At 72.3% G+C, this 23,394-nt stretch carries 22 protein-coding genes; 6 read left to right on the plus strand and 16 right to left on the minus strand.

Features of this window, described 5'->3' with window-relative positions; translation table 11 throughout:
• Position 1 precedes the first annotated feature (1 nt).
• The 6 genes from rpsO to OOZ19_RS22140 all read right to left on the minus strand — a co-directional run bounded on the left by rpsO (position 2) and on the right by OOZ19_RS22140 (position 5,302).
• The gene (gene rpsO / locus OOZ19_RS22115) at positions 2-271 is read right to left on the minus strand and encodes a 30S ribosomal protein S15 (protein ID WP_184481475.1); all 270 of its coding nucleotides are present in this window, start codon (positions 269-271) and stop codon (positions 2-4) included.
• Positions 272-601: 330 nt separating this feature from the next.
• Entirely contained in the window at positions 602-1,198 is a 597-nt protein-coding gene (gene thpR, locus OOZ19_RS22120; protein WP_266092062.1) for an RNA 2',3'-cyclic phosphodiesterase, read from the minus strand.
• A 54-nt stretch (positions 1,199-1,252) separates the two neighbouring features.
• On the minus strand, positions 1,253-1,738 hold the full coding sequence (locus OOZ19_RS22125; RefSeq protein WP_266092063.1) for a helix-turn-helix domain-containing protein: 486 nt from the start codon (positions 1,736-1,738) through the stop codon (positions 1,253-1,255).
• A 131-nt stretch (positions 1,739-1,869) separates the two neighbouring features.
• A complete protein-coding gene (locus OOZ19_RS22130; RefSeq protein WP_266092064.1) occupies positions 1,870-2,856 on the minus strand; it encodes a bifunctional riboflavin kinase/FAD synthetase in 987 nt (328 codons plus the stop codon).
• A 37-nt stretch (positions 2,857-2,893) separates the two neighbouring features.
• Positions 2,894-3,829 (minus strand): tRNA pseudouridine(55) synthase TruB, encoded by a 936-nt coding sequence (truB, locus tag OOZ19_RS22135; RefSeq protein WP_416309481.1) that lies wholly within the window; start codon positions 3,827-3,829, stop codon positions 2,894-2,896.
• Positions 3,830-4,006: 177 nt separating this feature from the next.
• On the minus strand, positions 4,007-5,302 hold the full coding sequence (locus OOZ19_RS22140; RefSeq protein WP_266092104.1) for an MATE family efflux transporter: 1,296 nt from the start codon (positions 5,300-5,302) through the stop codon (positions 4,007-4,009).
• 94 nt (positions 5,303-5,396) lie between these two features.
• Here OOZ19_RS22140 and OOZ19_RS22145 point away from each other — a divergent pair, with 94 nt between their 5' ends.
• On the plus strand, positions 5,397-5,909 hold the full coding sequence (locus OOZ19_RS22145) for a CGNR zinc finger domain-containing protein (RefSeq protein ID WP_266092066.1): 513 nt from the start codon (positions 5,397-5,399) through the stop codon (positions 5,907-5,909).
• A gap of 23 nt (positions 5,910-5,932) precedes the next feature.
• Here OOZ19_RS22145 and OOZ19_RS22150 read toward each other — a convergent pair whose 3' ends face one another.
• The 7 genes from OOZ19_RS22150 to rimP form a co-directional block, all read right to left on the minus strand.
• Positions 5,933-6,910, minus strand: coding sequence for a DHH family phosphoesterase (locus OOZ19_RS22150; protein WP_266092105.1), 978 nt, complete (start codon positions 6,908-6,910; stop codon positions 5,933-5,935).
• Positions 6,911-7,050: 140 nt separating this feature from the next.
• Complete coding sequence (gene rbfA, locus OOZ19_RS22155; protein ID WP_266092067.1) at positions 7,051-7,560, minus strand: 30S ribosome-binding factor RbfA; 510 nt, start codon at positions 7,558-7,560, stop codon at positions 7,051-7,053.
• A 199-nt stretch (positions 7,561-7,759) separates the two neighbouring features.
• Positions 7,760-8,053, minus strand: coding sequence for a DUF503 domain-containing protein (locus OOZ19_RS22160; protein WP_184481494.1), 294 nt, complete (start codon positions 8,051-8,053; stop codon positions 7,760-7,762).
• A 78-nt stretch (positions 8,054-8,131) separates the two neighbouring features.
• Positions 8,132-11,284: a translation initiation factor IF-2 gene (gene infB / locus OOZ19_RS22165; protein WP_266092068.1), complete on the minus strand. Its 3,153-nt coding sequence runs from the start codon at positions 11,282-11,284 to the stop codon at positions 8,132-8,134.
• 116 nt (positions 11,285-11,400) lie between these two features.
• Positions 11,401-11,931 carry a YlxR family protein gene (locus tag OOZ19_RS22170; protein ID WP_323055169.1) on the minus strand — a complete coding sequence of 177 codons (531 nt, stop codon included), beginning with the start codon at positions 11,929-11,931 and terminating at the stop codon, positions 11,401-11,403.
• Positions 11,885-12,970: a transcription termination factor NusA gene (gene nusA, locus OOZ19_RS22175; protein WP_266092070.1), complete on the minus strand. Its 1,086-nt coding sequence runs from the start codon at positions 12,968-12,970 to the stop codon at positions 11,885-11,887. The genes OOZ19_RS22170 and nusA overlap by 47 nt, the downstream gene beginning before the upstream one ends.
• On the minus strand, positions 12,967-13,518 hold the full coding sequence (rimP, locus tag OOZ19_RS22180; RefSeq protein ID WP_266092071.1) for a ribosome maturation factor RimP: 552 nt from the start codon (positions 13,516-13,518) through the stop codon (positions 12,967-12,969). The genes nusA and rimP overlap by 4 nt, the downstream gene beginning before the upstream one ends.
• A gap of 246 nt (positions 13,519-13,764) precedes the next feature.
• Here rimP and OOZ19_RS22185 point away from each other — a divergent pair, with 246 nt between their 5' ends.
• Positions 13,765-14,262 carry a hypothetical protein gene (locus OOZ19_RS22185; RefSeq protein WP_266092072.1) on the plus strand — a complete coding sequence of 166 codons (498 nt, stop codon included), beginning with the start codon at positions 13,765-13,767 and terminating at the stop codon, positions 14,260-14,262.
• Positions 14,259-14,720 carry a DUF4439 domain-containing protein gene (locus OOZ19_RS22190; RefSeq protein ID WP_266092073.1) on the plus strand — a complete coding sequence of 154 codons (462 nt, stop codon included), beginning with the start codon at positions 14,259-14,261 and terminating at the stop codon, positions 14,718-14,720. The genes OOZ19_RS22185 and OOZ19_RS22190 overlap by 4 nt, the downstream gene beginning before the upstream one ends.
• Positions 14,721-15,110: 390 nt before the next feature.
• Here the strand turns inward: OOZ19_RS22190 and OOZ19_RS22195 are convergent, their stop codons facing one another.
• Both OOZ19_RS22195 and OOZ19_RS22200 read right to left on the minus strand, forming a co-directional pair.
• Complete coding sequence (locus OOZ19_RS22195; protein ID WP_266092074.1) at positions 15,111-16,187, minus strand: hypothetical protein; 1,077 nt, start codon at positions 16,185-16,187, stop codon at positions 15,111-15,113.
• A gap of 165 nt (positions 16,188-16,352) precedes the next feature.
• Entirely contained in the window at positions 16,353-17,378 is a 1,026-nt protein-coding gene (locus OOZ19_RS22200; RefSeq protein ID WP_266092075.1) for an aminotransferase class V-fold PLP-dependent enzyme, read from the minus strand.
• A 73-nt stretch (positions 17,379-17,451) separates the two neighbouring features.
• On the opposite strand from OOZ19_RS22200, the gene OOZ19_RS22205 reads away from it, so the two are divergent.
• From OOZ19_RS22205 to OOZ19_RS22215, 3 genes are all read left to right on the plus strand, one after another.
• Positions 17,452-17,862, plus strand: a complete 411-nt coding sequence (locus OOZ19_RS22205) for a secondary thiamine-phosphate synthase enzyme YjbQ (RefSeq protein ID WP_266092076.1) — start codon at positions 17,452-17,454, stop codon at positions 17,860-17,862.
• 200 nt (positions 17,863-18,062) lie between these two features.
• Positions 18,063-18,755, plus strand: a complete 693-nt coding sequence (locus OOZ19_RS22210) for an HAD family hydrolase (RefSeq protein WP_266092077.1) — start codon at positions 18,063-18,065, stop codon at positions 18,753-18,755.
• Between the two features lie 135 nt (positions 18,756-18,890).
• Complete coding sequence (locus OOZ19_RS22215; RefSeq protein ID WP_266092078.1) at positions 18,891-21,563, plus strand: tetratricopeptide repeat protein; 2,673 nt, start codon at positions 18,891-18,893, stop codon at positions 21,561-21,563.
• 79 nt (positions 21,564-21,642) lie between these two features.
• On the opposite strand, the gene OOZ19_RS22220 is transcribed toward OOZ19_RS22215, so the two are convergent.
• A complete protein-coding gene (locus tag OOZ19_RS22220) occupies positions 21,643-23,391 on the minus strand; it encodes a proline--tRNA ligase (protein WP_266092079.1) in 1,749 nt (582 codons plus the stop codon).
• Positions 23,392-23,394 lie beyond the last annotated feature (3 nt).

The following is a 23,394-nucleotide window of genomic DNA, read 5'->3' on the forward strand; positions in this document are numbered from 1 at the left end:
GTCAACGACGCAGACCGAGCCGCTGGATCAGCGAGCGGTAGCGCTCGATGTCGACCTTGGTCAGGTAGTTCAGCAGACGCCGACGCCGACCGACCATCAGCAGCAGGCCACGACGCGAGTGGTGGTCGTGCTTGTGCATCTTGAGGTGCTCGGTCAGGCCCGAGATCCGGTTGGTCAGCAGGGCCACCTGGGCCTCCGCCGAGCCGGTGTCGGACTCGTGCAGACCGAAGTCGGTCAGGATCTGCTTCTTCTGAGCAGTGGACAGCGCCACGGGTGAACTCTCCTTGTTTCGCGTGCCGTGTCAAGTGTTGCTTCGGGTGCGCCTGGCACCGAGCGCCGAGCTCGAAGCCGGGATGAACACCGGGTGGGAACGCACCGGACACGACTCACGGCCATCGCCACACCTCGCACACCGGGCGGCCCACACCGGATTCGTCGACCCCGGACTCACCGGGATCCCGGTCTTCGACGGCTCCGACCCCCAGGTTCGGCACCGACCAGGACACTGATCGGACCGGAACCCCGGACCGGCCGGTCTCACCGGGTACAGGCACACCGGACACGGCCGCCACGGACTACAGCCGGATCCGAGGCCAGGGTATCAGGGGCTCCCCCGTCCACCCTGCTCCCCTGCGGCTCGGCGTGGCACCGCCACCGAATGCACGGTCCGGTACACCGACCCGGCCGGCTCTTGATCGCTGCGCACCAGCGCGACCTCGGACGCGTCCCACCACGGGCCCGCGCAGTCGCCGAGCCGGGCGAGCAGCGCGCGCCGGTCCGGCCTGCCCGCGTTCCACCGGGCCAGGGTGAGGTGCGCCCGGAATCCGTCCGGGTCGCCTCCCGCCGCGAGCACCAGCGCCCGCAGCGCGCGGGCGTCGGAGTCGGCGGCGGGCTCGACGCCCGCCCACAGGACTCCGCGGAACGTCCCCGCTCCCGCGAGCCGCAGCCGCGGCGCCGTCGCCTCGGGCACGCGGTCGTCCAGCAGGGCCGCCCGGGCGGCGGGGTCGGCGGGCCCGTGGAAGCACAGCGTCAGGTGCCACTGCCGGGACGGCACGAGTCGGAAGCGCCGCAATCCCGCTCCGGCCCGCTCCAGCCCGGTCTCGTCGAGCACGCCGAGGAGGTGGTCGATCGCCTCCCGCGGCGGCCACACCGCCGTGAACAGGCGCGGAAGCCCTGGCTCGTCACCGATTCTCCTCACACCGCGCAGTGTCCCAGCGTCGCCGGGCGCGGCGGGGTCCACGCCGGACGGACCTCAGGCCGGGTCACCGCTGGCCGCGCGGCGCAATAAGCCCGCCAGCGCCGGGTAGCGCCCGTCGATCAGCGCGGCGGCGGCCTCCAGCTCGCTCGGCTTGGCCGCGCCGCGCAGCACCGGCCACGCCGCTTCCTCGCCGTTGGCGCCCATCACCGGCAGCGTGTCCCGCCCCACCGAGGGCCGGGAGTCGCGCACGTCGGCCAGCGCCGCCCGGATCGCCTCCGACTCCCCCGCGGTCACGCCGGGAACGAGCACCTTGCGCTCCAGCATCACCAGCCGGGCCAGCACCGACGGGTTTCCGATCTTGGCGCGGCGACCGCTCATCACCTGACTGAGCATCGGGGCGCTGATGCCGAGCACCTCCGCGAGCTGGGCCTGCGAGATCCGGAACGCCACCACGAGTCGGCGCACCCGGTCGCCCAGCGGTTCGCCGTACCACTCCCGCTGCAGCTCCAGATTGCGCTGGACGCTCTTGTGTTCCGCCACCTCAGCTCCCCCGGTGCCACCGTCGAACGCCGCCACCGGAAGATCCCCGGAAGCGGCCGGTACTGAATACTGCCAGGTCGCAACGTGCCGCCGGACCGGTTTGCGAAATTCCTCCGCCCCCACGGAGTGGATCAACCGCGCGCACTGAGGATCTCACGGGTGTGCACGACGTCCTGGTTCATCTGCGCGATCAAGGCGTCGACCGAGTCGTAGCGCTCCATGCCGCGCAGCCTGCGCACGAAGTCCAACGCCACGTGCTCGCCGTAGAAATCGGCGTCCACATCGAGCACGAACGCCTCCACCGTCCGTTCCGTACCGGAGAACGTGGGATTGCTGCCCACCGAGACCGCGGCGGCCAGCGTCTCACCTGGCTCGGAGGAACCGCGGCGGCGATGGGTGAACCAGCAGGCGTACACGCCGTCGGCGGGCACCGCGGAGTACGCGGGGCTGGACAGGTTCGCGGTGGGGAAGCCGAGCTCGCTGCCGCCGCGGCCGGCACCGCGGACCACGATGCCCTCCAGGCGGTGGTAGCGGCCCAGCGCCGAGGCCGCGGCCACCACGTCCCCGGCGTCGATGCACGAGCGGATGTAGGTCGAGGAGAACGTCACCGGCGCCTCGGTGGCCCCGTCGGAGCGTTCGGTCAGGCCGCTGACGAGGCGGTCCGAGGCCACTTCGAAGCCGAAGCGGTCGCCCAGCTCCGCCAGCACCGAGATGTCGCCCGCCGCGCGGTGGCCGAACGTGAAGTTCTCGCCCACCACGACCACGGCCGCGTGCAGCCGCTCCACGAGCAGTTCGTGCACGAACTCGGCCGCGGGCATCCGGGACAGCTCGGCGGTGAACGGCAGCACGCAGAACACGTCCACGCCGAGGCCTTCGGCGAGTTCCGCGCGCCGCCGCAGCGTGGTCAGCTGCGCGGGGTGGCTGCCGGGGCGCACCACTTCGGCCGGATGCGGGTCGAAAGTCATCAGCACGCAGGGGACGCCGCGTTCCCGCGCCGCCCGCACCGCGTGCGTGATCAACTGCTGGTGTCCTTGGTGGATCCCGTCGAAGACGCCGATGGTGACGACGCACCGGCCCCAACCGCCAGGGAGCTGCTCCAAACCGCGCCAACGCTGCACGGCTGGCAAGCCTACTGCCTGCCTCCGGACAGGTCGTTCAGCCCGCCGGGGTCAGCACCAGCACCGGTCGCGCGGTACGCCCCTCGTCCTGCACCAGCGCCACCGCGCGACCGTCCGGCCCGAACACGCCGCAGGTGCCCGCGACGCCCGTCGCCGGGATGGTCTGCCCGTGGGTGAGCGCGCGCACCGTGCTCGCGTCGGTGTCATGGCGGGCGAAGGCGGTGGAGATGGCCTGGTCCAGGTCCATCGACAGGCCCGGTTCGGCTTCGAGCCGGTCCAGGGTGCGGGCGGTGGCCAGTCCGAAGGGGCCCACGCGGGTCCGGCGCAGCTGGCCGAGGTGGCCGCCGACGCCGAGCCGGGCGCCCAGGTCGCGCGCCAGCGCCCGCACGTACGTGCCGGAGGAGCACTCGACGATCACGTCGAGCTCGATCATCCGGGTGGGCCAGGCGGTCGGCGAGGCGTCCGCCGCCGCTTCCGGCTCGACGGGAGCGGCTTCGGGTTCCGCGGCGCCCGCTTCCGCCTCGGCGTGGACCGCCTCCGGCTCGCGGATCGCCAGCAGGTCGAACCGCGACACCGTGACCGGCCGCGCGGCCAGCTCCACGTCCTTGCCCGCGCGGGCCAGCTCGTAGGCCCGCTTGCCGTTGACCTTGACCGCGCTCACCGAACTCGGCACCTGCTGGATGTCCCCGGTCAGCTCGGCGATGCCGTCCCGGATCGCCTGCTCGGTCACCCCGTCCGGGTCCGCCTGCGAGAGCAGCTCGCCTTCGGCGTCGTCGGTGCTGGTGGCCGCGCCGAGCCGGATCGTCGCCAGGTAGGCCTTGGTGTCCAGCGCCAGGTGCCCCAGCAGCTTCGTGGCCCGTTCCAGGCCGAGCACCAGCACACCGGTGGCCATCGGATCCAGCGTTCCGGCATGCCCGACCTTGCGGGTGCCCATGATGCGCCGCACGCGGGACACCACGTCGTGCGAGGTCATGCCCGCCGGTTTGTCCACCACGAGCAGACCTGGCGGGACGGCGGGACGGTTGCGTGCTGTTCGGGAGTGCTCGGACACGGCTGGCAATCATCCCCGACCCGTTCCGGCGCGGTGGCGGCGGCCCGTCGAAGCGGTGCTCCACCCCTGAACGCGCGGCGAACGCGATCCGCGCGCCCGCTACGCCGCGGCGCCCACCTCGGCACCGACCACGGCCCACTTCCCCGACCGCGCCCGCAGCAGCAGGGTGATCAACCGCAGCAGCATGAACAGGCTCAGCCCTGTCCAGATCCCGGCCAGGCCCCAGCCGAAGGCGAGCGACAGCCAGATCAGCGGCAGGTAGCCGACGGCGGCGCTGAGCATCGTCGCGGTCCGCAGGTAGCGCGCGTCGCCGGCTCCGAGGAACACGCCGTCGAGCGCGAACACGACTCCGGCGACGGGCTGCTGCAGCACGAAGAACCACCACGCGTACGGCAGCTGCGCGAGCACCGCGGCATCGCTGGTGAACACCTTCGGCAGCACCGTCGCCAGCGCGGCGAACACCGCGCCGAGCAGCACGCCGAACGCGAGGCCGTACCAGCTGATCTGCCGCGCGAGGCCCTTCGCCCGCCGCGCCGCACCGCCGCCGAGGGCCGCGCCCACCAGCGACTGCGCGGCGATGGCCAGCGAGTCCAGCACGAGCGCCAGGAAGGACCACAGCTGCCACACCACCTGGTGCGCGGCGGCGGCTTCGGCTCCGGTGCGGGCGGCGACCGAGGTCGCCGACAGGAAGCACGCCTGGAACGCCAGCGTGCGCAGCACCAGGTCCCGGCCCATGCCGAGCTGGGCGCGCATCGTCGCCGGGTCGGGCCGCAGCCCGGCGCGTTCCACCACGAGGGCCCGCAGGAACAGCGCCGCCGAGATGGACTGGCCGATCAGGTTCGCCACCGCCGACCCTTCCAGCCCCCAGCCCAGCGGGTACACGAACAGCGGGCACAGCAGTGCCGAGGTGCCGTTGCCCGCGAGCACGAACCACAGCGGTCGCCGGGTGTCCTGCACCCCGCGCATCCAGCCGTTGCCCGCCATCGTGATCAGCACCAGCGGTGCCCCGAGCAGCGCGACCCGCAGCCACCGCGCCGCCGCGTCCGCGATCGGCCCCTCCCCGGCGAGCAGTTCGGCGATGGGCACCGCGAACAGCTGCGCCAGCACCAGCAGCAGCACGCCGACGGCGATGCCGAGCCAGGTGGCCTGTACCCCTTCGGCGACGGCGTCCTTGCGGCGCCCCGCTCCGTGCAGGCGGGCGGTGCGCGCCGTGGTGCCGTAGGACAGGAACGTGAGCTGGCTGGACACCAGCGTGAACAGGGTGCCGCCGAGGGCCAGGCCCGCCAGCGGCACCGCGCCCAGGTGCCCGATCACCGCGGTGTCGACGAGCACGTACAGCGGCTCCGCCGCCAGCACGCCCAGTGCGGGCACGGCCAGCCCGAGCACCGTCCGCATCGGCACCCGCTCGGCGACCTCGCTCACGACACCCTCCCGGTAAGCTGTGATTCCGGCATCCGCCCCTGACGCAGGCTATCGGTAAGGAGCTCAGATGGACAGCGCCGATTACACGGAGCTGGCACTGCGGCTCGCGAACGCCGACCTCACCGGCCTGGACCGGCTGCGCGCGGCGCTGCACGACGAGCCGTGGTGGTCGGAACGCGTCCTCGAACACGACCTGGAAGTGCTGCGCACCGTCGCGACCGGCCTGCGCGACGCGTTCGACGCCATGATCGACGGCGACGTGGCGCGGGTGCAGGCGGCGACCAACGACCTGCTCGAACGGCACCCGCCCCGACCTCGGCTGTCCGGGCACGGGCCGAGCTGGCACGTGCACGTGGCCGGCCCGGACGCCCCGCCCGCCACGGAGGTCGCCGCCGCGGCGGCTTGGGGCTTGGCGCAGGGCGTCGTGCAGCACGGGACCGGCCGGTGGGGACGCTGCCAGGCCGCGGATTGCGCCACGTACTACCTGGACACCTCGACGAACCAGGCGAAGCGCTTCTGCTCGGCCCGCTGCGCGAACCGCGTCCACGTGGCCGCCTTCCGCGCCCGGCGCAAGAACTGACCCCTCTCGCGAACGCCCGGCGTTCACTCCAGCAGCGGGGCCTGCTCCAGAGCCGCGCGCACCGATTCGAGGACGTCCTCGGCGGACCCGTCCGCCGTGAACCCAGCCGCCAGCCGGTGCCCGCCGCCCCCGCACAGGTTCGCGGCCTTGCCGACGTCGACGCGCCGGTCCGCGCGCAACGACACCGACCAGCGGTCCGCGGCGATCTCCTTGAGCACCACCGCCACCTCGGCTTCCGCCGTGGTCCGCAGGATGTCGATCACGCTGTCGAGTTCCTCGCTGCGCACCGGTTCGGACTCCGCGAGCCGCACCACCGCGTGCACCAGCCCCAGTCCCTGCGCCGCAGCGGGTTCCAGCCCGGCTTGGCCCAGCACCCCGGAGAGCATCGGCAGCCAGGCGAACGGGTGGGTGTCCATCAGGGAGCGGGTCAGCTCGTCCGGCTCGACCCCGGCCTCCAGCAGACGAGCCGCCACCAGGTGCGTGGACGCCTGCGCGCGGCGGAACCTGCCGCTGTCGGTGACCAGGCCCGCGTACAGGCACCGCGCGATCGGCAGGTCCAGCGGGGCGCCGAGCTCGTCGAGCAGCCGCAGCACCAGCAGCACCGTCGCCACGGCCGTCTCGTCGATCACGTGGTGGGTGCCGAACCGGGGGTTCGCCACGTGGTGGTCGATGTTGAGCACCGAGCCACCGGCGTCGATGGTGGCCCGCACCCGGCCCGCCAGCGCCCCGAGCCGTTGCAGGCTGCCCGCGTCGCACACCACCAGCAGTGGCGGCGCCGCGGGCACCTCGTCGGCGGGCACGATCAGGCCGTCGGTGTCCAGCACCTGCAGCGACCGGGGAACCGCACCCGGATGCCCGAACGACACCCGCACCCGGGCTCCCCTGCCCCGCAGCGCCCGGCCCAGCGCCAACGCACTGCCCAGCGCGTCGGCGTCCGGGTTGACGTGGGCGAGCAGCGTGACGTCGGAGGCTCCGGAGAGCAGCTTCGCTGCCGCCGCCACCTCCGCCGAGAGGGACTCGGCGCCGGTGCCCTCACCGGGCTGAGCGGTTCCGGGTTGCCCGTTCACAGGGTTCACCTCCACGCCGAACGCGCCGCACGACCACGACGCCGCCCATAACGCACCGCATTCGAGCGGCCGGTTCAACCACTGTGTGGCGGACGCCGCAGATCGGCATCCGTGCCGGTCAGCGACTCGTCACCAGGTGTTTCCTCATCGTCATCATCGGTGTCGGCCGGTTCCGCACGGTAAGGGTCCGCTTCTCCCGCGTGCTCCGCTCCGGAAGCCAGCCGAGCGACCTCCGCGTCGGCCTCCTTGGCCCGCGCGACGAGCTCCTCCATCCGCCGCGCGTCGTCCGGCACGGTGTCCGCGACGAACGTCAGCGTCGGCGTGAACCGCACTCCGGTCTGCGCTCCCACGCGGGTGCGCAGCACACCGGTGGCGCTGGACAGGGCGGCGGCCGTCGACGCGTAGTCGCTGTCGTCGCCGAACACGGTGTAGTAGACCGTGGCGTCCCGCAGATCCGGGGTGACCCGAGCGTCGGTGATCGTCACCATCGCCAGTCGCGGGTCCTTGACCTCGTACTCCAGCCCCGAGGCCACGATCTGCGCGATGCGCTTCGCGAGCCTGCGGGCGCGCGCCGTATCCGCCACGGCGCACCTCCTCCGTCGATCCTGCGCCCGGGGATCCGGGCGTGAACATGGGTCCGTGTCTCCGGCGGCCGAGCCGCCACGGCACGGCTCCCGGCTGCGGCCCTCGGCCGGTCGGCCCACGACGACCGGAGCACCGGCACGGGCGGGCGGCACCGGCGCGGCGAAACCGCCCGCAACCGGTGCAACCCGTCGACCGCCGTCAGTCTTCCGGCCCCAGCATGCGCTGCCGGGCCGACAAGAGTTCCACTTCGGGGCGCGCGGCGACCGCGCGCTCACACGCCTCCAGCACCTCGCGCACGTGCGAGGCGTCGCCGGAGACCACGCTCACTCCGATCAGCGCCCGGCGGTGCAGGTCTTGATCCCCTGCTTCCGCCGCGGCCACCTCGAAGCGCTTCCGCAGCTCGGCCACCACGGGCCGCACCACGGCACGTTTCTGCTTCAGCGAGTGGACGTCGCCGAGCAGCAAATCCAGTTCCAGCGCACCGACGTACATCAGCGTCGTCTCCCCGAGCCTTCCGGCCCGCACGACCGCCGGGGGCCGCCCATGTGGACGACCCCCGGCGGTAGCGGATCAGCTACGCGGCTTCTCCCGCATCTCGTAGGTCTCGATGATGTCGTCGACCTTCAGGTCGGAGTACGACCCGAGCGTCAGACCACATTCGAACCCGTCGCGGACCTCGGTCGCGTCGTCCTTGAACCTCTTCAGCGAGCTGAGGGTGAGGTTCTCGGCGACGACCACGCTGTCGCGCATCAGTCGGGCCTTGGCGTTCCGGCGCATGATGCCGTCGGTGACCATGCAACCGGCGATCGTGCCGACCTTCGAGGACTTGAAGACCTCGCGGACCTGCGCCCGACCGAGCTCGACCTCTTCGTACTCGGGCTTGAGCATGCCCTTGAGCGCCTGCTCGATCTCTTCGATCGCCCGGTAGATCACCGAGTAGTACCGGATCTCCACGCCTTCGCGGTTGGCGACCTCGGCCGCCTTGCCCTCGGCCCGGACGTTGAAGCCCAGGACGATGGTGTTCTCCGCGGTGGCCAGGTTGATGTCGGACTCGTTGATGCCACCGACACCGCGGTGGATCACCCGGAGCTCGACCTCTTCGCCCACGTCGATCTTGCTGAGCGATTCCTCCAGCGCCTCGACGGTACCGGAGTTGTCACCCTTGATGATCAGGTTGAGCTGGTTGGTCTCCTTGAGCACCTTGTCCAGGTCTTCCAGGCTGACGCGCTTGCGCTTGGCCGCGTTCTGCGCCTCCCGGATCCGAGCACCGCGGCGGTCGGCGATCTGCCGAGCCACCCGGTCCTCGTCGACGACCAGGAACGTGTCGCCGGCACCCGGCACCGAGGTGAACCCGATGACCTGCACCGGACGCGCCGGCGTCGCCACCGTGACGTCCTCGTCGTGCTCGTTGATCATCCGTCGGACGCGACCGTGCGCGTTGCCCGCGACGATCGAGTCACCGACCCGCAGCGAACCGCGCTGCACGAGGACCGTGGCCACCGGACCGCGACCGCGGTCCAGGTGCGCCTCGATCGCCACGCCCTGGGCCTCCATCTCGGGGTTGGCCCGCAGGTCCAGCGCGGCGTCCGCGGTGAGCAGGATCGCCTCCAGCAGGCCCTCGATGTTGGTGCCCTGCTTGGCGGAGATCTCGACGAACATGGTGTCGCCGCCGTACTCCTCGGCCACCAGGTTGTACTCGGTGAGCTGCTGGCGGATCTTGTCCGGGTTCGCACCCTCGACGTCGATCTTGTTCACCGCGACCACGATCGGCACACCCGCGGCCTGCGAGTGGTTGATCGCTTCCACCGTCTGCGGCATGACGCCGTCGTCGGCGGCGATCACCAGCACGGCGATGTCCGTCGACTTCGCACCACGGGCACGCATGGCGGTGAACGCCTCGTGACCAGGGGTGTCGATGAAGGTGATCGGGCGCTCGTTGCCTTCGAGCTCGGTGACGACCTGGTAGGCACCGATGTGCTGGGTGATGCCACCGGCCTCACCGGCCTGCACGTTGGCCTTCCGGATCGTGTCCAGCAGCCGCGTCTTGCCGTGGTCGACGTGACCCATGACGGTCACGACCGGCGGCCGTGCCGCGAGCTGCTCGTCGGAGCTGTCCGGGTCGCCGAAGTTGATGTCGAACGACTCCAGCAGCTCCCGGTCCTCGTCCTCCGGGCTGACCATCTCGACCCGGTAGTTCATCTCCTGGCCGAGCAGTTCGAGGATCTCGTCGGAGACGGACTGGGTCGCGGTGACCATCTCACCGAGGTGGAACATCGCCTGCACCAGCGAAGCCGGGTTGGCGTTGATCTTCTCGGCGAAGTCGGTCAGCGAAGCACCGCGGCGCAGGCGCAGGGTCTCCCCGCCACCGCGCGGGAGGCGGACACCGCCCACCGACGGCGCCTGCATGTTGTCCATGTACTCCTGGCGCTTCTGCCGCTTGGACTTGCGGCCACGACGCGCCGGACCACCGGGACGGCCGAAGGCACCGGCCGCGCCACCGCGACCGCCACCACCGGGACGGCCACCGCCGCCCGGACGACCGCGGAAACCGCCGCCTGCCGGGGGCCCACCGGCGGGAGCACCGCCGCCGCCACCACCGGGACCGCCGCCACCGCGGAAGCCGCCGCCACCGCCACCGGGACGACCGCCGCCGCCACCGGGGCGGCCACCGCCGCCACCGGGACCACCGGGACGACCGCCACCGCGACCGCCGCCGGGACCACCGGGGCCACCACCGGAGCGGGCCGGGCGCGAGGGCATCATGCCGGGGTTCGGCCGAGGCGGCATCATGCCCGGGTTCGGGCGGTTGCCGCCGCCTTCACCGCCGCCGCGCGGAGCCGGAGTACCGGACGCCGGAGCGGTGCCGGCGCCACCCTGACCACCGCGGTCGGGACGCTGTCCCTGACCACCGCGGCCGGGGCCCTGACCGCCCTGGCGCTGCTGCTGCTGTCCACCGCCGGCACCGCCACCGGGCCGCGGCGGACGCTGCGCCGGAGCGCCGGAGCCGACGCCGAACGGGTTGTTGCCGACGCGCGGCGAACGCGGGCCGGGCTTGGGCTTGGAGCCCTGCGGCTTCGGCGGCACGGTGCCGTCGCCTTCGCCGCCCTGCTTCTGGTCCTGCTTCGGGCCGGGACGCGGGCCGGGCTTCGGGCCGGGGCGCGGAGCCGAACCGGTCGAGCCGCCCTGCGCACCGGCGGCACGCTCCTCGCCGCCCTGGGGCGCGGCCTCCTGCTGGGAGCCTGCCTGCGCGGCGGGCGCCTGAGCGGCAGGTGCCTGCTCGAACGGCGTGGTCTCCGGAGCCGGAGCCTGCGGGCTCGGCTTCGGACCCGGCTTGGGGCCGGGCTTGGGGGCACCGGTGCTCTCACCGGGGGCCTGCTGGCCGCCGGTGGACTGGCCGCCGCCCTGCTGGTCACCGGGCTTCGGGCCGGGAGCGGGGGCCTGCGGGCGCGGTCCGGGCTTCGGACCGGGCTTGGGCGCACCTTCACCGGCGGCACCGGACTGACCTTCGGGCTTGCGCGGCGGCGCGGGCTTCGCGCCACCGGAGCGGCCGTTGGGCTTGCCGGACTTGGGGTATGCGTCGCGGAGTCGGCGCGCCACCGGGGCTTCCACGGTGGACGACGCGGACTTGACGTACTCGCCCTGCTCGGCGAGCTTGTTGAGGACTTCCTTGCTCGTTACACCGAGCTCTTTTGCGAGCTCATGCACGCGGGCCTTGCCTGCCACTGCTCTCCTCATCTGGGTGAGGCCGGGCGGCAGTCCCGCTCGACCTCGTCCTATTGCCGATGCGCGTTCATGTCTTCAGCTTCACGGCTGATTCATGACGGGTCGACCTGCTTCCTTCAACTGCTTCCGCACGGGAGGTTCCCGCGTCGGTCTGGGGATGAGCCGCTCGCCGACGGCTTCCCGGAGTCCGGATCGGAGTCCAGGTGTGCCTGCACGGCCGAGAGGTCCAGCGGACCCGGCACTCGGAGTGCGCGGGGGAACGCTCGACGTCGCTCGGCGAGCCGAAGGCAACGGGGATCGGGGTGCAACCATGCTCCCCGGCCCGGTCGCCGACTTCGGGGATCGGGGACGGCGGCGGAACCCGCGGAGCCGTCCTCGGCCACTACTCGCAGCAGCTCGGTGGCCGACGTTCGGAGACGACATCCGACACAGGTCCGAACCGGTCCATCAGCACGGTCGATGCCGTGCGTACCGGGCGATCTTGTGCGGATTCTCGCTCCCTCGCGTCGAGCCACCAATGATTCTAACCCGTTGCCGCCAGGACTTGTATCCGAGTCCGTCACCGCGGTGGCGGCCGGTCGTCGGCCGGCCGCCACGGGGTCATTCCGCGGTACCGACCGCGGGCAGTTCGTCGGCTCCGGACGCACCGGCGCCGGGGTCGGTTCCGGGCGGCGGGGCGACCGCCTGCCCGGCGGATGTGGTCGGCGAGCCGGGGTCGGCGTCGCTGCGGATGTCGATCCGCCAGCCGGTGAGCCGCGCGGCGAGCCGGGCGTTCTGCCCTTCCTTGCCGATCGCGAGCGACAGCTGGAAGTCGGGCACGACGACGCGCGCGGTCTTGGCGCGCTCGTCGACGACCTCCACCGAGATCACCTTGGCCGGCGACAGCGCGTTGCCGACGAAGGTCGCCGGGTCCTCGGAGAAGTCGATGATGTCGATCTTCTCGCCGCCCAGTTCGCTCATCACGTTGCGCACGCGCGACCCCATCGGGCCGATGCAGGCGCCCTTGGCGTTGACGCCGCCGACCGTGGAGCGCACCGCGATCTTCGAGCGGTGCCCGGCCTCGCGGGCGACGGCCGGGATCTCGACGGTGCCGTCGGCGATCTCCGGGACCTCCAGCGCGAACAGCCGCCGCACCAGGTTGGGGTGGGTGCGCGAGAGCGTGATCTGCGGGCCGCGGGCGCTGCGGGAGACGCCGACGACGTAGCACTTGACCCGCGAACCGTGGTCGTAGCGCTCGCCGGGCACCTGCTCGGCGGCGGGGATGACGCCTTCGCTGTCCCCGACCTGCACGATGACCATGCCGCGCGAGTTGGCCTTGGCGTCGCGCTGCACGACACCGCCGAGGATCTCGCCCTCCTTGGTGGAGAACTCCCCGAAGGTGCGCTCGTGCTCGGCGTCGCGCAGCCGCTGCAGGATGACCTGCCGCGCCGTGGTCGCCGCGATCCGCCCGAAGCCTTCGGGCGTGTCGTCCCATTCCTCGTCGACCGCGCCCTCGGAGTCCAAGGTGTGCGCGAGCACGCGCACCACTCCGGTCTTGCGGTCCACTTCCACCCGGGCGTGCTGCTGGTGCCCTTCGGTGTGCCGGTATGCCGTCAGCAGCGCTGATTCGATCGCTTCCAGGACCGTCTCGAACGGGATGTCCTTGTCGCGTTCGATCGCTCGCAGCGCGGCGATGTCGACGTTCACCTCGACTCCTCCGTGTCTTCCCGGTCGTCGCCTTCCGGGCCGTCGGCCGCCCGCTTGAGCAGGACGAGGTCCTGCGCCGGTGGCTGCTGGAATTCCACCTCGACCACCGCGCGCTCGATGTCACGGTAGGCCAGCGTCCGGATCTGCTGCTCCGCGAGCACCTGGACGCTCTCGTCGTCGGCGGCTCCGACGCGCGCGGTGAGTTCACCGCCGTCGGAAAGCTTGATCTTGACCAGGCGGTGCTTGGCGCGGCGCCAATGCCGGGGCCGGGTCAGCGGCCGGTCGGTGCCGGGCGAGGTCACCTCCAGGGTGTACGCCCCGGCGAGGACGTGTTCGTGTGCGTCCAGCACCTTCGACACGGCACGGCTGAGCTCGGAGATCTCGTCGAGACCCACCCCGTCGTCGGAGTCCACGACGACCTTCACCAGGCGGCGTCTGCCTGCCTGCTGCACGTCGAGCTCCTCAAGGTCGAAACCGGCCGCGGACACGGCATCGGCGACGACGGGCTCCAGCAGCGCGATGGACTCATCGCGCGGCGGGCTGGACACGTTGGCACTCCTTGAATCGGGGATGATCGGGTCACTTCGGAGGTGATCGGGCCGGACCGATCGTGCGGCCCGGCGACGCCCGGTTCGGGCGGCGCCGCCTTCGTCTGGACTCGCGAAACCGCGTCCGGCGCTGGGCGCGCGGGCCGCGGTCGTCCAGCTTATCTGGTCGGTTCCAGGCACAGCGCGCCGTGGCCTCCGTGCGGGCCGACGCCACCCTCCTGGGCCTGCCTGGCAGGATGGATCAGCGTGCGAGCCCCCTTCTCCTCCCGTCACCCGAACGGGCCTTCGCGGGTCGGACGCCGCGAGGTGTTGCGGCTGTTCGCGGCGTTGCCCGCCGTCGCCGTGGTGACCTCCGCGTGCGCCGGTGGCGAGGACGCGCCCGACCCGTTGGCGGCCCTGGCGACCGCGGCGCGATCGGATGCCGCGCTGGCGCAGGGCGTCGCGCGGACGCATCGAGCGCTGGGGGCGGAGGCGGGCGCCGTCGCGGAGATCCGGTCGGAGCACGCGCGGCTGCTGCAGCGGGAGATCGACCGGCTGGACCCGCCGGACGAGCCGCGCAGGCACCCGGCGCCCGCAGTCCAGGTGCCCGGGTCGGCGGATGCGGCGAAGACCGAGTTGAAGCGGGCGCTGGCGCTCGCCGAGCAGTCCGCGGCGAAGCTGTGCCCGACGTTGCCGGGTTACCGCTCGGGGCTGACCGGTTCGGTCTCGGCCAGCTGCGCGAGCTTGGCGGAGGTGCTGGCGTGAGCGAGGAACTGCCCGAAGCGGGCGCGACCGCGTTGGCCGCGGCGTTGCGCGCGGAGCACGCCGCGGTGTGGACCTACGAGCTGGTGACGGCGTTCGTGTCGCGCCCCCAGGTCCGCTCGGCGGTCGCGGAGGCGACCGGGGTGCACGAGGGGCACCGGGACGACGTGCAGCGCCTGATCCGCGCCACTGGGGCCACTCCCCCGGCGGCCTCGCCCGCCTACGCGCTGCCGCAGCCGGTGACCGACGAGGGTTCGGCGATCGCCGCGCTGATCATCGCGGAGCAGGAGTGCCAGATCGGCTGGCGCTCGGTGCTGGAGAACACCGAACCGGACGACGCGGATCCGGCGGTGCGCCGCACCGCGCTGGCCGCGCTGACCACGGCGGCGACCCGCGCCACCCGCTGGCGCATCACCGCGGGCCGCACCCCCGCCGCGGAGGCCCAGCCCGGCAAGCCCTGACGACGCCGCAGCCAGACCACCGACGAGCACCCCAACAGGACCTACCTCGCGACGCAGCCGAGTCCTCGCGACCAAAGGCCGCGCCTAACGGCGAAGCCGTGCAGCGGGCAAGCGAAACGAAGCCTGCCTCGCGACCAAAGGCCGTGCCTTTGCGGCGAAGCCGTGCAGCGGGCAAGCGAAGCGATGCTTTGCCTTGCGGCCGAAGGCCGTGCCTGTATGCGCGAAGCGCATAGCCCACGTCGAAAAGCCGCTCACCCGCGGGTTCTCAGCTGTCTTCTCGCGAGGACAGCTTTTTCCCTCGTGGCGGAGCCACTAGGGAAAAAGATCCCGCAGCGAGAAGACAGCTGAGGTTCCGCCACCCGGACACCCAAGCAAAACGAGCCCCCCAGCTCAGCCACTGTCCTGGGGCCAGCCGAGGCGGAGGGCGTCTCGGGTGACTTCGGTGAGGCGCTGGTCCTCGTAGTCGTCGGCTTGCGAGAAGTAGCCGGATTCGCCGACGACGACGAGCCGGTCCTGCTGCTCGGAGTAGTAGCCGACGTCGCTGCTGAGGCCGGGGAACTCGTCGGGCAGATCGCGCCCCTCGGAGACGAGGTCCATCACGTTGCCGGTGCCGTCCTGGGTGACGAGCTCGTTGAGCTGCGCGGCCGTGGCGGGATCGGCCATCCGGATGGTGACCACGGAGGTCAGCACGCGTTGTCCGTCGGGCAGGGCCGCGGTGTAGAGCGCCCGGGTGAGGTGCTCGCAGCTGTTCTCGTTGAAGAATTCCTTGATCTTCCCTGTCGAGACCTTCGCGCAGCCCTGCTGGCCCTCTTCGCGCAGTTCGAGGTTGAAGCGGTTCTGCGTCTGCGGCACCGGCACCGGGGAACCGCCGGCCTCCTCAGCCGGGTCGGAGGGCTTGATCAGCAGCCAGAGCAGGCCGGACACCACTGCCACGCCGAACAGCACGAGTCCGCGCAGCGCCCACCCGTACGGGGTGATGGCGGTACCGCCGGATCCGGCGCTCGCCGCGGCGGGCGCGGGGCGGACGGGTTCCTGCCTGCTGGTGGAGGGGTAGGCGCGCTGGTTGAGGTCGGCGCCGTGCTGCTGGTTCTGCTGCTGGCCGCCTTGCTGGGCGTAGCCCTGCTGCTGCGGGTACTGCTGCTGGGCCGCCGCGTAGGGCTGCTGACCGTAGGCCTGGCCCGGGTGCTGCGCGTACTGCTGCTGTCCCGCGCCGCCCCATGCTCCCTGCGCGGCCTGGTAGCCCTGGTTCGGGTTTTGCGCGGCCTGGTTCTGCGCCCCCGGATGGTGCTGCTGGGGTTGTCCGTAGCCGGGCGTGCTCTGCCCGTAGGCCTGCTGCGCGTGCGGCTGACCGCCGTGCGGCGTCTGGGCCGACGGCTGGTGGAAGGCAGGGCGGGTCGTCTCGCCGGGGCCGCCCAGGGTGTCCGGGCTGAAGTCGGTGGGAGTCGCGCTGCGGTGCTCTTGGTTCACCCGGGAGTTGTCGCGCTGCAGTGGCGCAGTGTCAGCTCGCTGCGCGTTCTGCGGCGAGCCTGTCATCTCTTCGGGTGCACCTTGGGGGTCCGGCACGAGCACTAACGGTAGCGGTTGCGGATCGCGCGCAGAACAGCACGTGTGCTGCGAAGACGTTCGGGCTGCTCAGCCCCGCAGCGCGCGCAGCACCAGGTCCACGTCCGCGTCGGTGTTGTAGAGGTGGAACGCCAGCCGCGCCTTGCCCGCTCTGGCGGCGCAGACGATGCCCGCGTCGGTGAGCTTCCGGACCGCGTCGGCACCGGGCACGGACACGATCGCGGAGCCTTCGGGAGCGACGCCGAGTTCGGCCCGCACCCGGTCGGCCAGGCCCGTGCAGTGCGCGCGCACCTGCGCCAGGTCGAGCTCGGCCAGCGCGCGCATCGAGGCGGCGGCGCCGACTTGCGCCAGCCACGACGGCGACAGGTCGAGCCCGCGTCCGCCCGGGGCCTGCCGCAGCGGGAGCCCGTAGATGCTGTCCATGCCGTCCCCGGCGTACCAGTTGGCGTGGTTCGGCCGAGGTGCCGGCGCCTCGGGGTGTTGCGCCAGCCAGGCGGCGCCGCGCGGCGCGAGCAGCCACTTGTATCCGGTTCCGACGACGTGGTCGGCCCAGTCGAGCTCCATCGGCAGCCAGCCCGCGGCCTGGGTGACGTCGAGCAGCACTCGGGTGGGCCGGTCGCGGACCGCGTCGCGCAGCGCGTCGAGGTCGACCAGCCGACCGTCCGCGGACTGCACGACGCTCACCGCCACCAGGTCGTGGTCGGCGGCCTTGTCCGGGATCGCTTCGAGCGGGACCTCGTCGACCTGGACGCCGCGGTCCGCCTGGGCGGCGAACGGGAAGCTGACGCTGGTGAACTCGTCCTCGGCGACCAGGACCCGGGCTCCGTCGGGCAGGTCGGCGGCGATGATCCCGACGAGCTGGGAGATGGTGGCGCCGATGGCGACCCGGTCCGCGGGCACGCCGACGAGCCGAGCGAACGATTCCCGGCCCGCGTCGGTGTCGGCGTCGAAGTCGGTCGGCCGGGCGCCGCCCGCGCCCCAGGTGGCGACGGCGGCGGCGACGGCTTCGACGGTGCCGGTGGGCGGCACCCCGATGCTCGCGGTGTTGAGGTAGCCGTCGGGGACGTCGAAGGTGAGGCCGAAGGCGGTGCGCATGTCGCGATCCTTCCGGACGACGGGACCGGTGCGCCAGCTCCGGCCGATGGACTTCTCGTTCTACGGTGGCGCCATGCGAAGTGCGGAAGTGGAGATCCGGACCGGTTCGACCGAGGTGGTCTACGACCTGGGTGCCGAGTGCGAGCGGTTCCTGCGGTCGGCGGGCGCCCAGGAGGGCCTGCTCAACGTGTGGGTGCCGCACGCGACGGCGGGCCTGGCGGTGATCGAGACCGGCGCGGGCAGCGACGAGGACCTGCTGGCCCAGTTGCGCGAGCTGCTGCCCGCGGACGGCCGCTGGCGGCACCGGCACGGGTCGCCGGGGCACGGCCGTGATCACGTGCTGCCCGCGCTGGTGCCGCCTTACGCGACGGTGCCGGTGCTGGAGGGGCGGATGGCGCTGGGCACCTGGCAGTCGGTGTGCCTGGTGGACACGAACGTCGACAACCCGGTGCGGCGGGTGCGCTTGAGCTTCATCGAGGGCTAGCACCGGATTTGCGGCCCCCGGAGGTCTCACCCACCGAGTGGGGTCTCGGTTCGACGGGGCTGGTTTTCGCCCGATTTCGCGAGGAAGTCGGAGGCCGCGGGCGATGCCGGGCGGCCCGCCGGAGGGGGTCGAGTAGTTGCGCGCGCAGAGATGGCTCACATCTTGATCATGAACGGCGGCGCTCGTGCCAGGATGGACCGATGACCGCGCGACTGGTCCTGTGGGACGTGGATCTGACCCTGATCGACGCGCGGAGCATCGGCGTCGACTGGTACCGCCGAGCTCTCTCCGAGGTCACCGGCGTGCGCTTGCAGCACGTGCCGGACATGGCGGGCAAGACCGAACTGGCGATCACCGGCGAGGTGCTCGCGGCGCACGACGTCGACACCGCCGCGGACACCGTGGCGGCCATGTTCACAGCGCTGACGACCGTGGTGCTCGCCGACCGGGACGCGTTGTCGTTGCGCGGCAACGCGATGCCGGGCGCCGCGCAAGCGCTCGCGGCGCTGGCCGAGGTGCCGGGCGTGGTGCAGAGCCTCGTCACCGGCAACCTCCCGGAGGTCGCGTTCCACAAGCTCGACGCGTTCGGCCTGCACCGGCACGTGGACTTCGACATCGGCGGGTTCGGCGCCGAGTCGCTGCACCGGCACGACCTGATCAGCACGGCCGTCGCGAAGGCCGCGGCCAAGCACGACGCGGAGTTCGCCCCGGAATCGGTGATCGTCGTGGGGGACACTCCGCGCGACGTGGCGGGGGCGCTGCACCACGGGGCGATCGCGGTCGGCGTGGCCTCCGGCCGCAGCGACGAGCAGGAACTGCGCGCGGCCGGGGCGCACGTCGTGCTTCCCGACCTCACCGACACGGACGCGGTCCTGAAAGCCGTCGCGGGCTGAGCAGCCCGCGCCCCACCAGGCGAAGGAGGCAGTGACCTCGGCGAGTGGTGCGGCGCGCTCCGCCGGGACCTGATCGGCCCAACGGGTCCGCACGAATGCGGCATTCTCGACGATCTCGTGCGCTATACGTGGGAGATGGATCGCGCGGACGCCGCCAGAGAAGACGCCACCGAGCCGGACGACGACCTCGGGGAGCCGCCCGAACAGCAGCCGATGTCCCCGCTGGTCTCCCGGAACTCCGTCCGGGGCGGCACCGTCGGTGGTTCCCTCTTCCAAATCGCCCAGTGGCACGGCGACTTGAATTCCGAGACGCCGACCGGTCCTCCCGCCGAGCTCGCGTCGGCCGCTCCCCGCCGCCCGTCGCTGTTCCTCGGCCGCGATCAGGAGCTGGAGTCCGTGCTGACCACGTCGAATCCGGTGTGCGTGGTGGCCGGCATGGGCGGGGCGGGCAAGACCACGCTGGCGTTGGAGGCCGCGTACCGCTTGCGCGAACAGCAGGACTACTCGGGCGGGCTGCTGTTCCTGGACTGCCGCGGTTACCTCGGGAGCGACCGCCGGGACCACGAGGCTCCGATGGAGCTCGCGCAGGTGACGTCGAGCCTGCTCCACTGGCTCGGGGTGCACGATGCGCCGCAGGCGGAGGCGGCGACGAAGCGGTTGCAGCAGCGGTACGAGGAGTTCGCCGAGAAGGGGCTCCCGCTGCTGCTGGTGCTCGACGACCTCGGAACGAGGTTCGATCCGGAGCCGCTGCTGCCGGCGTCCCAGGTGCACCGGACGTTGATCACCACCCGCGATGCGGACCTCGTGCGGGACGCGGCGCTGATCCGGCTTCCGAAGATGTCCTCGGGTGCGGCGGCCGAGCTGCTGCGGGCGGAACTGGAGCGCGCGGCCCCGGACGATCCGAGGGCGCGGGACTCCGACGGGTTGCACGAGGTCGCCGAGCTGTGCGGGCGGTTACCGCTGGCGCTGTCGGTGATCGCCGCGATGCTGGGCCGGAGTCCGAAGCGGGAGTTGAGCGCGGTCGCCGCCCAGCTCGCCACGTCGCAGCGGCTCACCGTGCTGGATTCGGTGCGGTCGGCGTTCGAGTTGTCGGTCACGACGCTGCGGGAATCACCGGCCGAGACCGACCGGGAGGCCGCGGTGCTGTTCCAGCGGATGGGCTGCCTGCCGGGCAGCGAGTTCACCGATCGCAGCGCCGCCGCCCTGCTGGACGAGCCGGATCCGGCGCGGGCGTGGGCGCTGCTGGACCGGTTGTGCACGGCTCATCTGCTGGCGCCGGGCGGGCATTCCGATCAGGTCCGGTTCCCTGACCTCGCCGGGGAGTACGCGTCGAAGCTGTTCGGGGAACTCCCGTCGGGTCAGGACGCCGAGGCCCGGAACGGGTCGACGCTCTCGCAGCTGGACGTGCTGGTCCGGCTCGCGGAGAGCGCCGCGTCGTCCACCCGAGACGATATGTCCGCAGTGGATTCATCGGAGGACGCGCAGGCCGTGGCGCAGGCTTTTCAGCGGCTCGCCGCGGAGCACGACGCGCTGTGGACGCTCACCGCCCGCGCCGCGGACACGGCCGAGCGGGAGCCGGAACCTCCGGATACCGGTGCGCGCAGGCGGCTGTTGGCGGCGAGCCGCACGATCGCGGTCTCGCTGGTGGTGCTGTACGAACGCACCGGACGCGGACGGGAATCGCTGGCGACGTCGCGGCTGCTGCTGCGCGTCACGAGGGCGTTGGACGATCGCCGCGGCGAGTTCGACGCGTTCCTCGCGATGTGCCGCGGCCTGCTGGCCGTGGACGCCCGCACCGAGGCCGCCCAGTGCCTGCACGAGGCGAGCAAGCTCACCCGGCAGCTCGACGGCTACCCGGCCGAGTTCATGCGGACCTTCGCGGAGCTGGCCTGCGAGGTGGGCGAGCTGGCGGCCGGCGCCGACGAGTACACCGGCCTGCTGGACCGGTACCGGAGGTCCGGGGACGTCGAAGGGCAGCTCGCCGCGCTGAGCGGGCTCGGTCGCGTCGCCTTCCTGCGCGACGACCTGCCGGAAGCCGTGCGCAGGCACGAGGAGGCACGGGACCTGGCGCAACGGCACGCTTTCGCGCCGCACGCGGAACGCGCGCTCAACGAGCTGGGCGAGTGCCACGCGCGGCTGGGCGACACCGCGCGCGCCGCCCGGTGCCACCGGGACGCGAAGCGGTCCGCCGAGCGGCGCGGATTCCCGCACGGCTCCGCGGTTTCGTCGCACCACCTCGGTGATCTGCACCACGAGCAGGGCGAGGACGCCGAAGCACTGGAGTGCTACGCGGAGTCCGAGCGCCGCTACCGCGAAGCGGGCGACGCCGCTCGCGCGGACCGGCTGGTCGAGCTGATCCACGCGATGCGGACCGGCCCGGAGCGACCGGCCGTTCCGGCAGATCCGCCGCTACCGGTGGAACCGCCGCCGATCGCTTCCGCGCCGCAACGGGACCCGTCGACCGTGGTGCGATCCATGCTCGACGTGCTCGTGGGGCTGGTCGTGCTGACCGCGGCGCAGCTGTGGTCCGCGCGCGAGGGAGCCCCGTCCGTTCCGTGGACGTGGTGGGCGCTGGTCGTCCTGCTGCTCGCGATGGCCGTCGCACGCCGGTACGCGTACCGCTTCACCACGATCGGGCTGTCCCACTGGTCGTGGGCGCTGGACGTCCTGGCGTACGCGGCGGTACTCGGCTACTTCGCCTGGACCGCGCTCAACGCGGAGCAGGCGAACGCGGTGCTCGGCATCGTCGTTCTCCTGCTGTCCGGCGGGGTCACCGGCTTCGTCCTGCTCCGACGGCAGCCTCGCTGATCGACCCGGGCGAGAAAGACGGCCGTCCGCACCCGGAGGCGCGAGCGGCCGTTCGTCCACTCGCCGGAGAAACCGGCACTCAACCCCGGACGGTCTGCACGAGGTGGCCGACGGCCTTGTCGACGTCGATCTCCTCGCGCTCGCCGGTGCGGCGGTCCTTGACCTCCACGACGCCCTTCGCGAGCCCCTTGCCGACGACGAGGATCGTGGGCACGCCCACGAGTTCCGCGTCGGCGAACTTCACGCCGGGCGAGGAGGTGCGGTCGTCCAGAAGCACCCGCACGCCTGCCTCGTCGAGTTCGGCGGCGAGGCGCTCACCGCCTTCGCGGACCGCCTCGTCCTTGCCCGCGACGACCACGTGCACGTCGGCGGGGGCGACCTCGCGCGGCCACACCAGGCCCAGCTCGTCGTGGCTCTGCTCGGCGATCGCGGCGACCAGCCGGGACACGCCGACGCCGTAGGAGCCCATCGTGATCCGCTTCGGCTTGCCGTCCTGGCCGAGGGCGTCCAGGCCGAACGCGTCGGCGTACTTGCGGCCGAGCTGGAAGATGTGGCCGATCTCGATGCCGCGGGCCGCGACCAGCGTGCCGCCGCCGTCCGGCGCGGCGTCGCCCTCGCGGACCTCGGCGGCCTCGATGGTGCCGTCGGGGGTGAAGTCGCGACCGCAGACCAGGTCCACGACGTGGTGCCCGACCTGGTCGGCGCCGGTGACCCACGCGGTGCCGCTGACCACGCGCGGGTCGGCGAGGTAGCGGATCCCGTTGTCCTGCAGGGCCTTCGGACCGATGTAGCCCTTCACCAGGAACGGGTTCGCGGCGAAGTCGGCCTCGTCGACCAGCTCGACCTCGGCGGGTTCGACGGCCGCTTCGAGCCGCTTGAAGTCGACCTCGCGGTCGCCGGGGACGGCGACGGCCAGCAGTTGCCACTTCTCCGCGCCGGGCTCGCGGGTCTTGACGAGCACGTTCTTGAGCGTGTCGGCGGCGGTGAAGGTGCGGCCCAGCTCGGCGGCGTTGAGGAAGTCCACCAGCGACTCGATGGTCGGCGTGCCGGGTGTGCTGTGCACCTGCGCGACCGGCTTGTCCTCGATGGACTCGGCCGCGGGCACCGGGGTCACGACGGCCTCGACGTTCGCGGCGTAGCCGGAATCGGTGCTGCGCACGAAGGTGTCCTCGCCGGTCGGGCTCTCCGCGAGGAATTCCTCGGACGCGGACCCGCCCATCGCGCCGGAGGTCGCGGCGACGATCACGTAGCGCAGGCCCACCCGGTCGAAGATCCGGACGTAGGCGTCGCGGTGCAGCCGGTAGGAGTTCGACAGGCCGTCGTCGTCGATGTCGAAGGAGTAGGAGTCCTTCATGACGAACTCGCGCCCGCGCAGGATGCCCGCGCGGGGCCGTTCCTCGTCCCGGTACTTGGTCTGGATCTGGTACAGCACGACCGGGTAGTCCTTGTAGGAGTTGTACTCGCCCTTGACGGTGAGCGCGAACAACTCCTCGTGCGTCGGCCCCAGCAGGTAGTCGCCGCCCTTGCGGTCCTTGAGCCGGAACAGCTGCGGGCCGTACTCGGTCCAGCGGTTCGTCTGCTCGTAGGGTTCGCGCGGCAGCAGCGCGGGGAGGTGGATCTCCTGGGCGCCGATGGCGTCCATCTCCTGGCGCACGACCTCTTCGACGTTGCGCAGCACCCGCAGGCCCAGCGGCAGCCACGAGTAGATGCCCGGCGCGATGCGGCGCACGTATCCGGCGCGCACGAGCAGTTTGTGGCTCGGCACCTCGGCGTCGGCCGGATCCTCGCGCAGGGTACGCAAGAACAACGTCGACATCCTCGTGATCACGGC

It is taken from the genome of Saccharopolyspora sp. NFXS83 (genome assembly GCF_026241095.1).
GTDB lineage: Bacteria > Actinomycetota > Actinomycetes > Mycobacteriales > Pseudonocardiaceae > Saccharopolyspora_C.

Coding starts and splice junctions, on each gene's coding strand:
- OOZ19_RS22205 (WP_266092076.1), top strand. CDS start 17,452: ATGCGAAGTGCGGAAGTGGAGATCCGGACCGGTTCGACCGAGGTGGTC.
- OOZ19_RS22200 (WP_266092075.1), bottom strand. CDS start 17,378: ATGCGCACCGCCTTCGGCCTCACCTTCGACGTCCCCGACGGCTACCTC.
- OOZ19_RS22210 (WP_266092077.1), top strand. CDS start 18,063: ATGACCGCGCGACTGGTCCTGTGGGACGTGGATCTGACCCTGATCGAC.
- OOZ19_RS22215 (WP_266092078.1), top strand. CDS start 18,891: ATGGATCGCGCGGACGCCGCCAGAGAAGACGCCACCGAGCCGGACGAC.
- truB (WP_416309481.1), bottom strand. CDS start 3,829: ATGACCTCGCACGACGTGGTGTCCCGCGTGCGGCGCATCATGGGCACC.
- OOZ19_RS22160 (WP_184481494.1), bottom strand. CDS start 8,053: ATGTACGTCGGTGCGCTGGAACTGGATTTGCTGCTCGGCGACGTCCAC.
- OOZ19_RS22145 (WP_266092066.1), top strand. CDS start 5,397: ATGGACAGCGCCGATTACACGGAGCTGGCACTGCGGCTCGCGAACGCC.
- OOZ19_RS22140 (WP_266092104.1), bottom strand. CDS start 5,302: ATGCGGACGGTGCTCGGGCTGGCCGTGCCCGCACTGGGCGTGCTGGCG.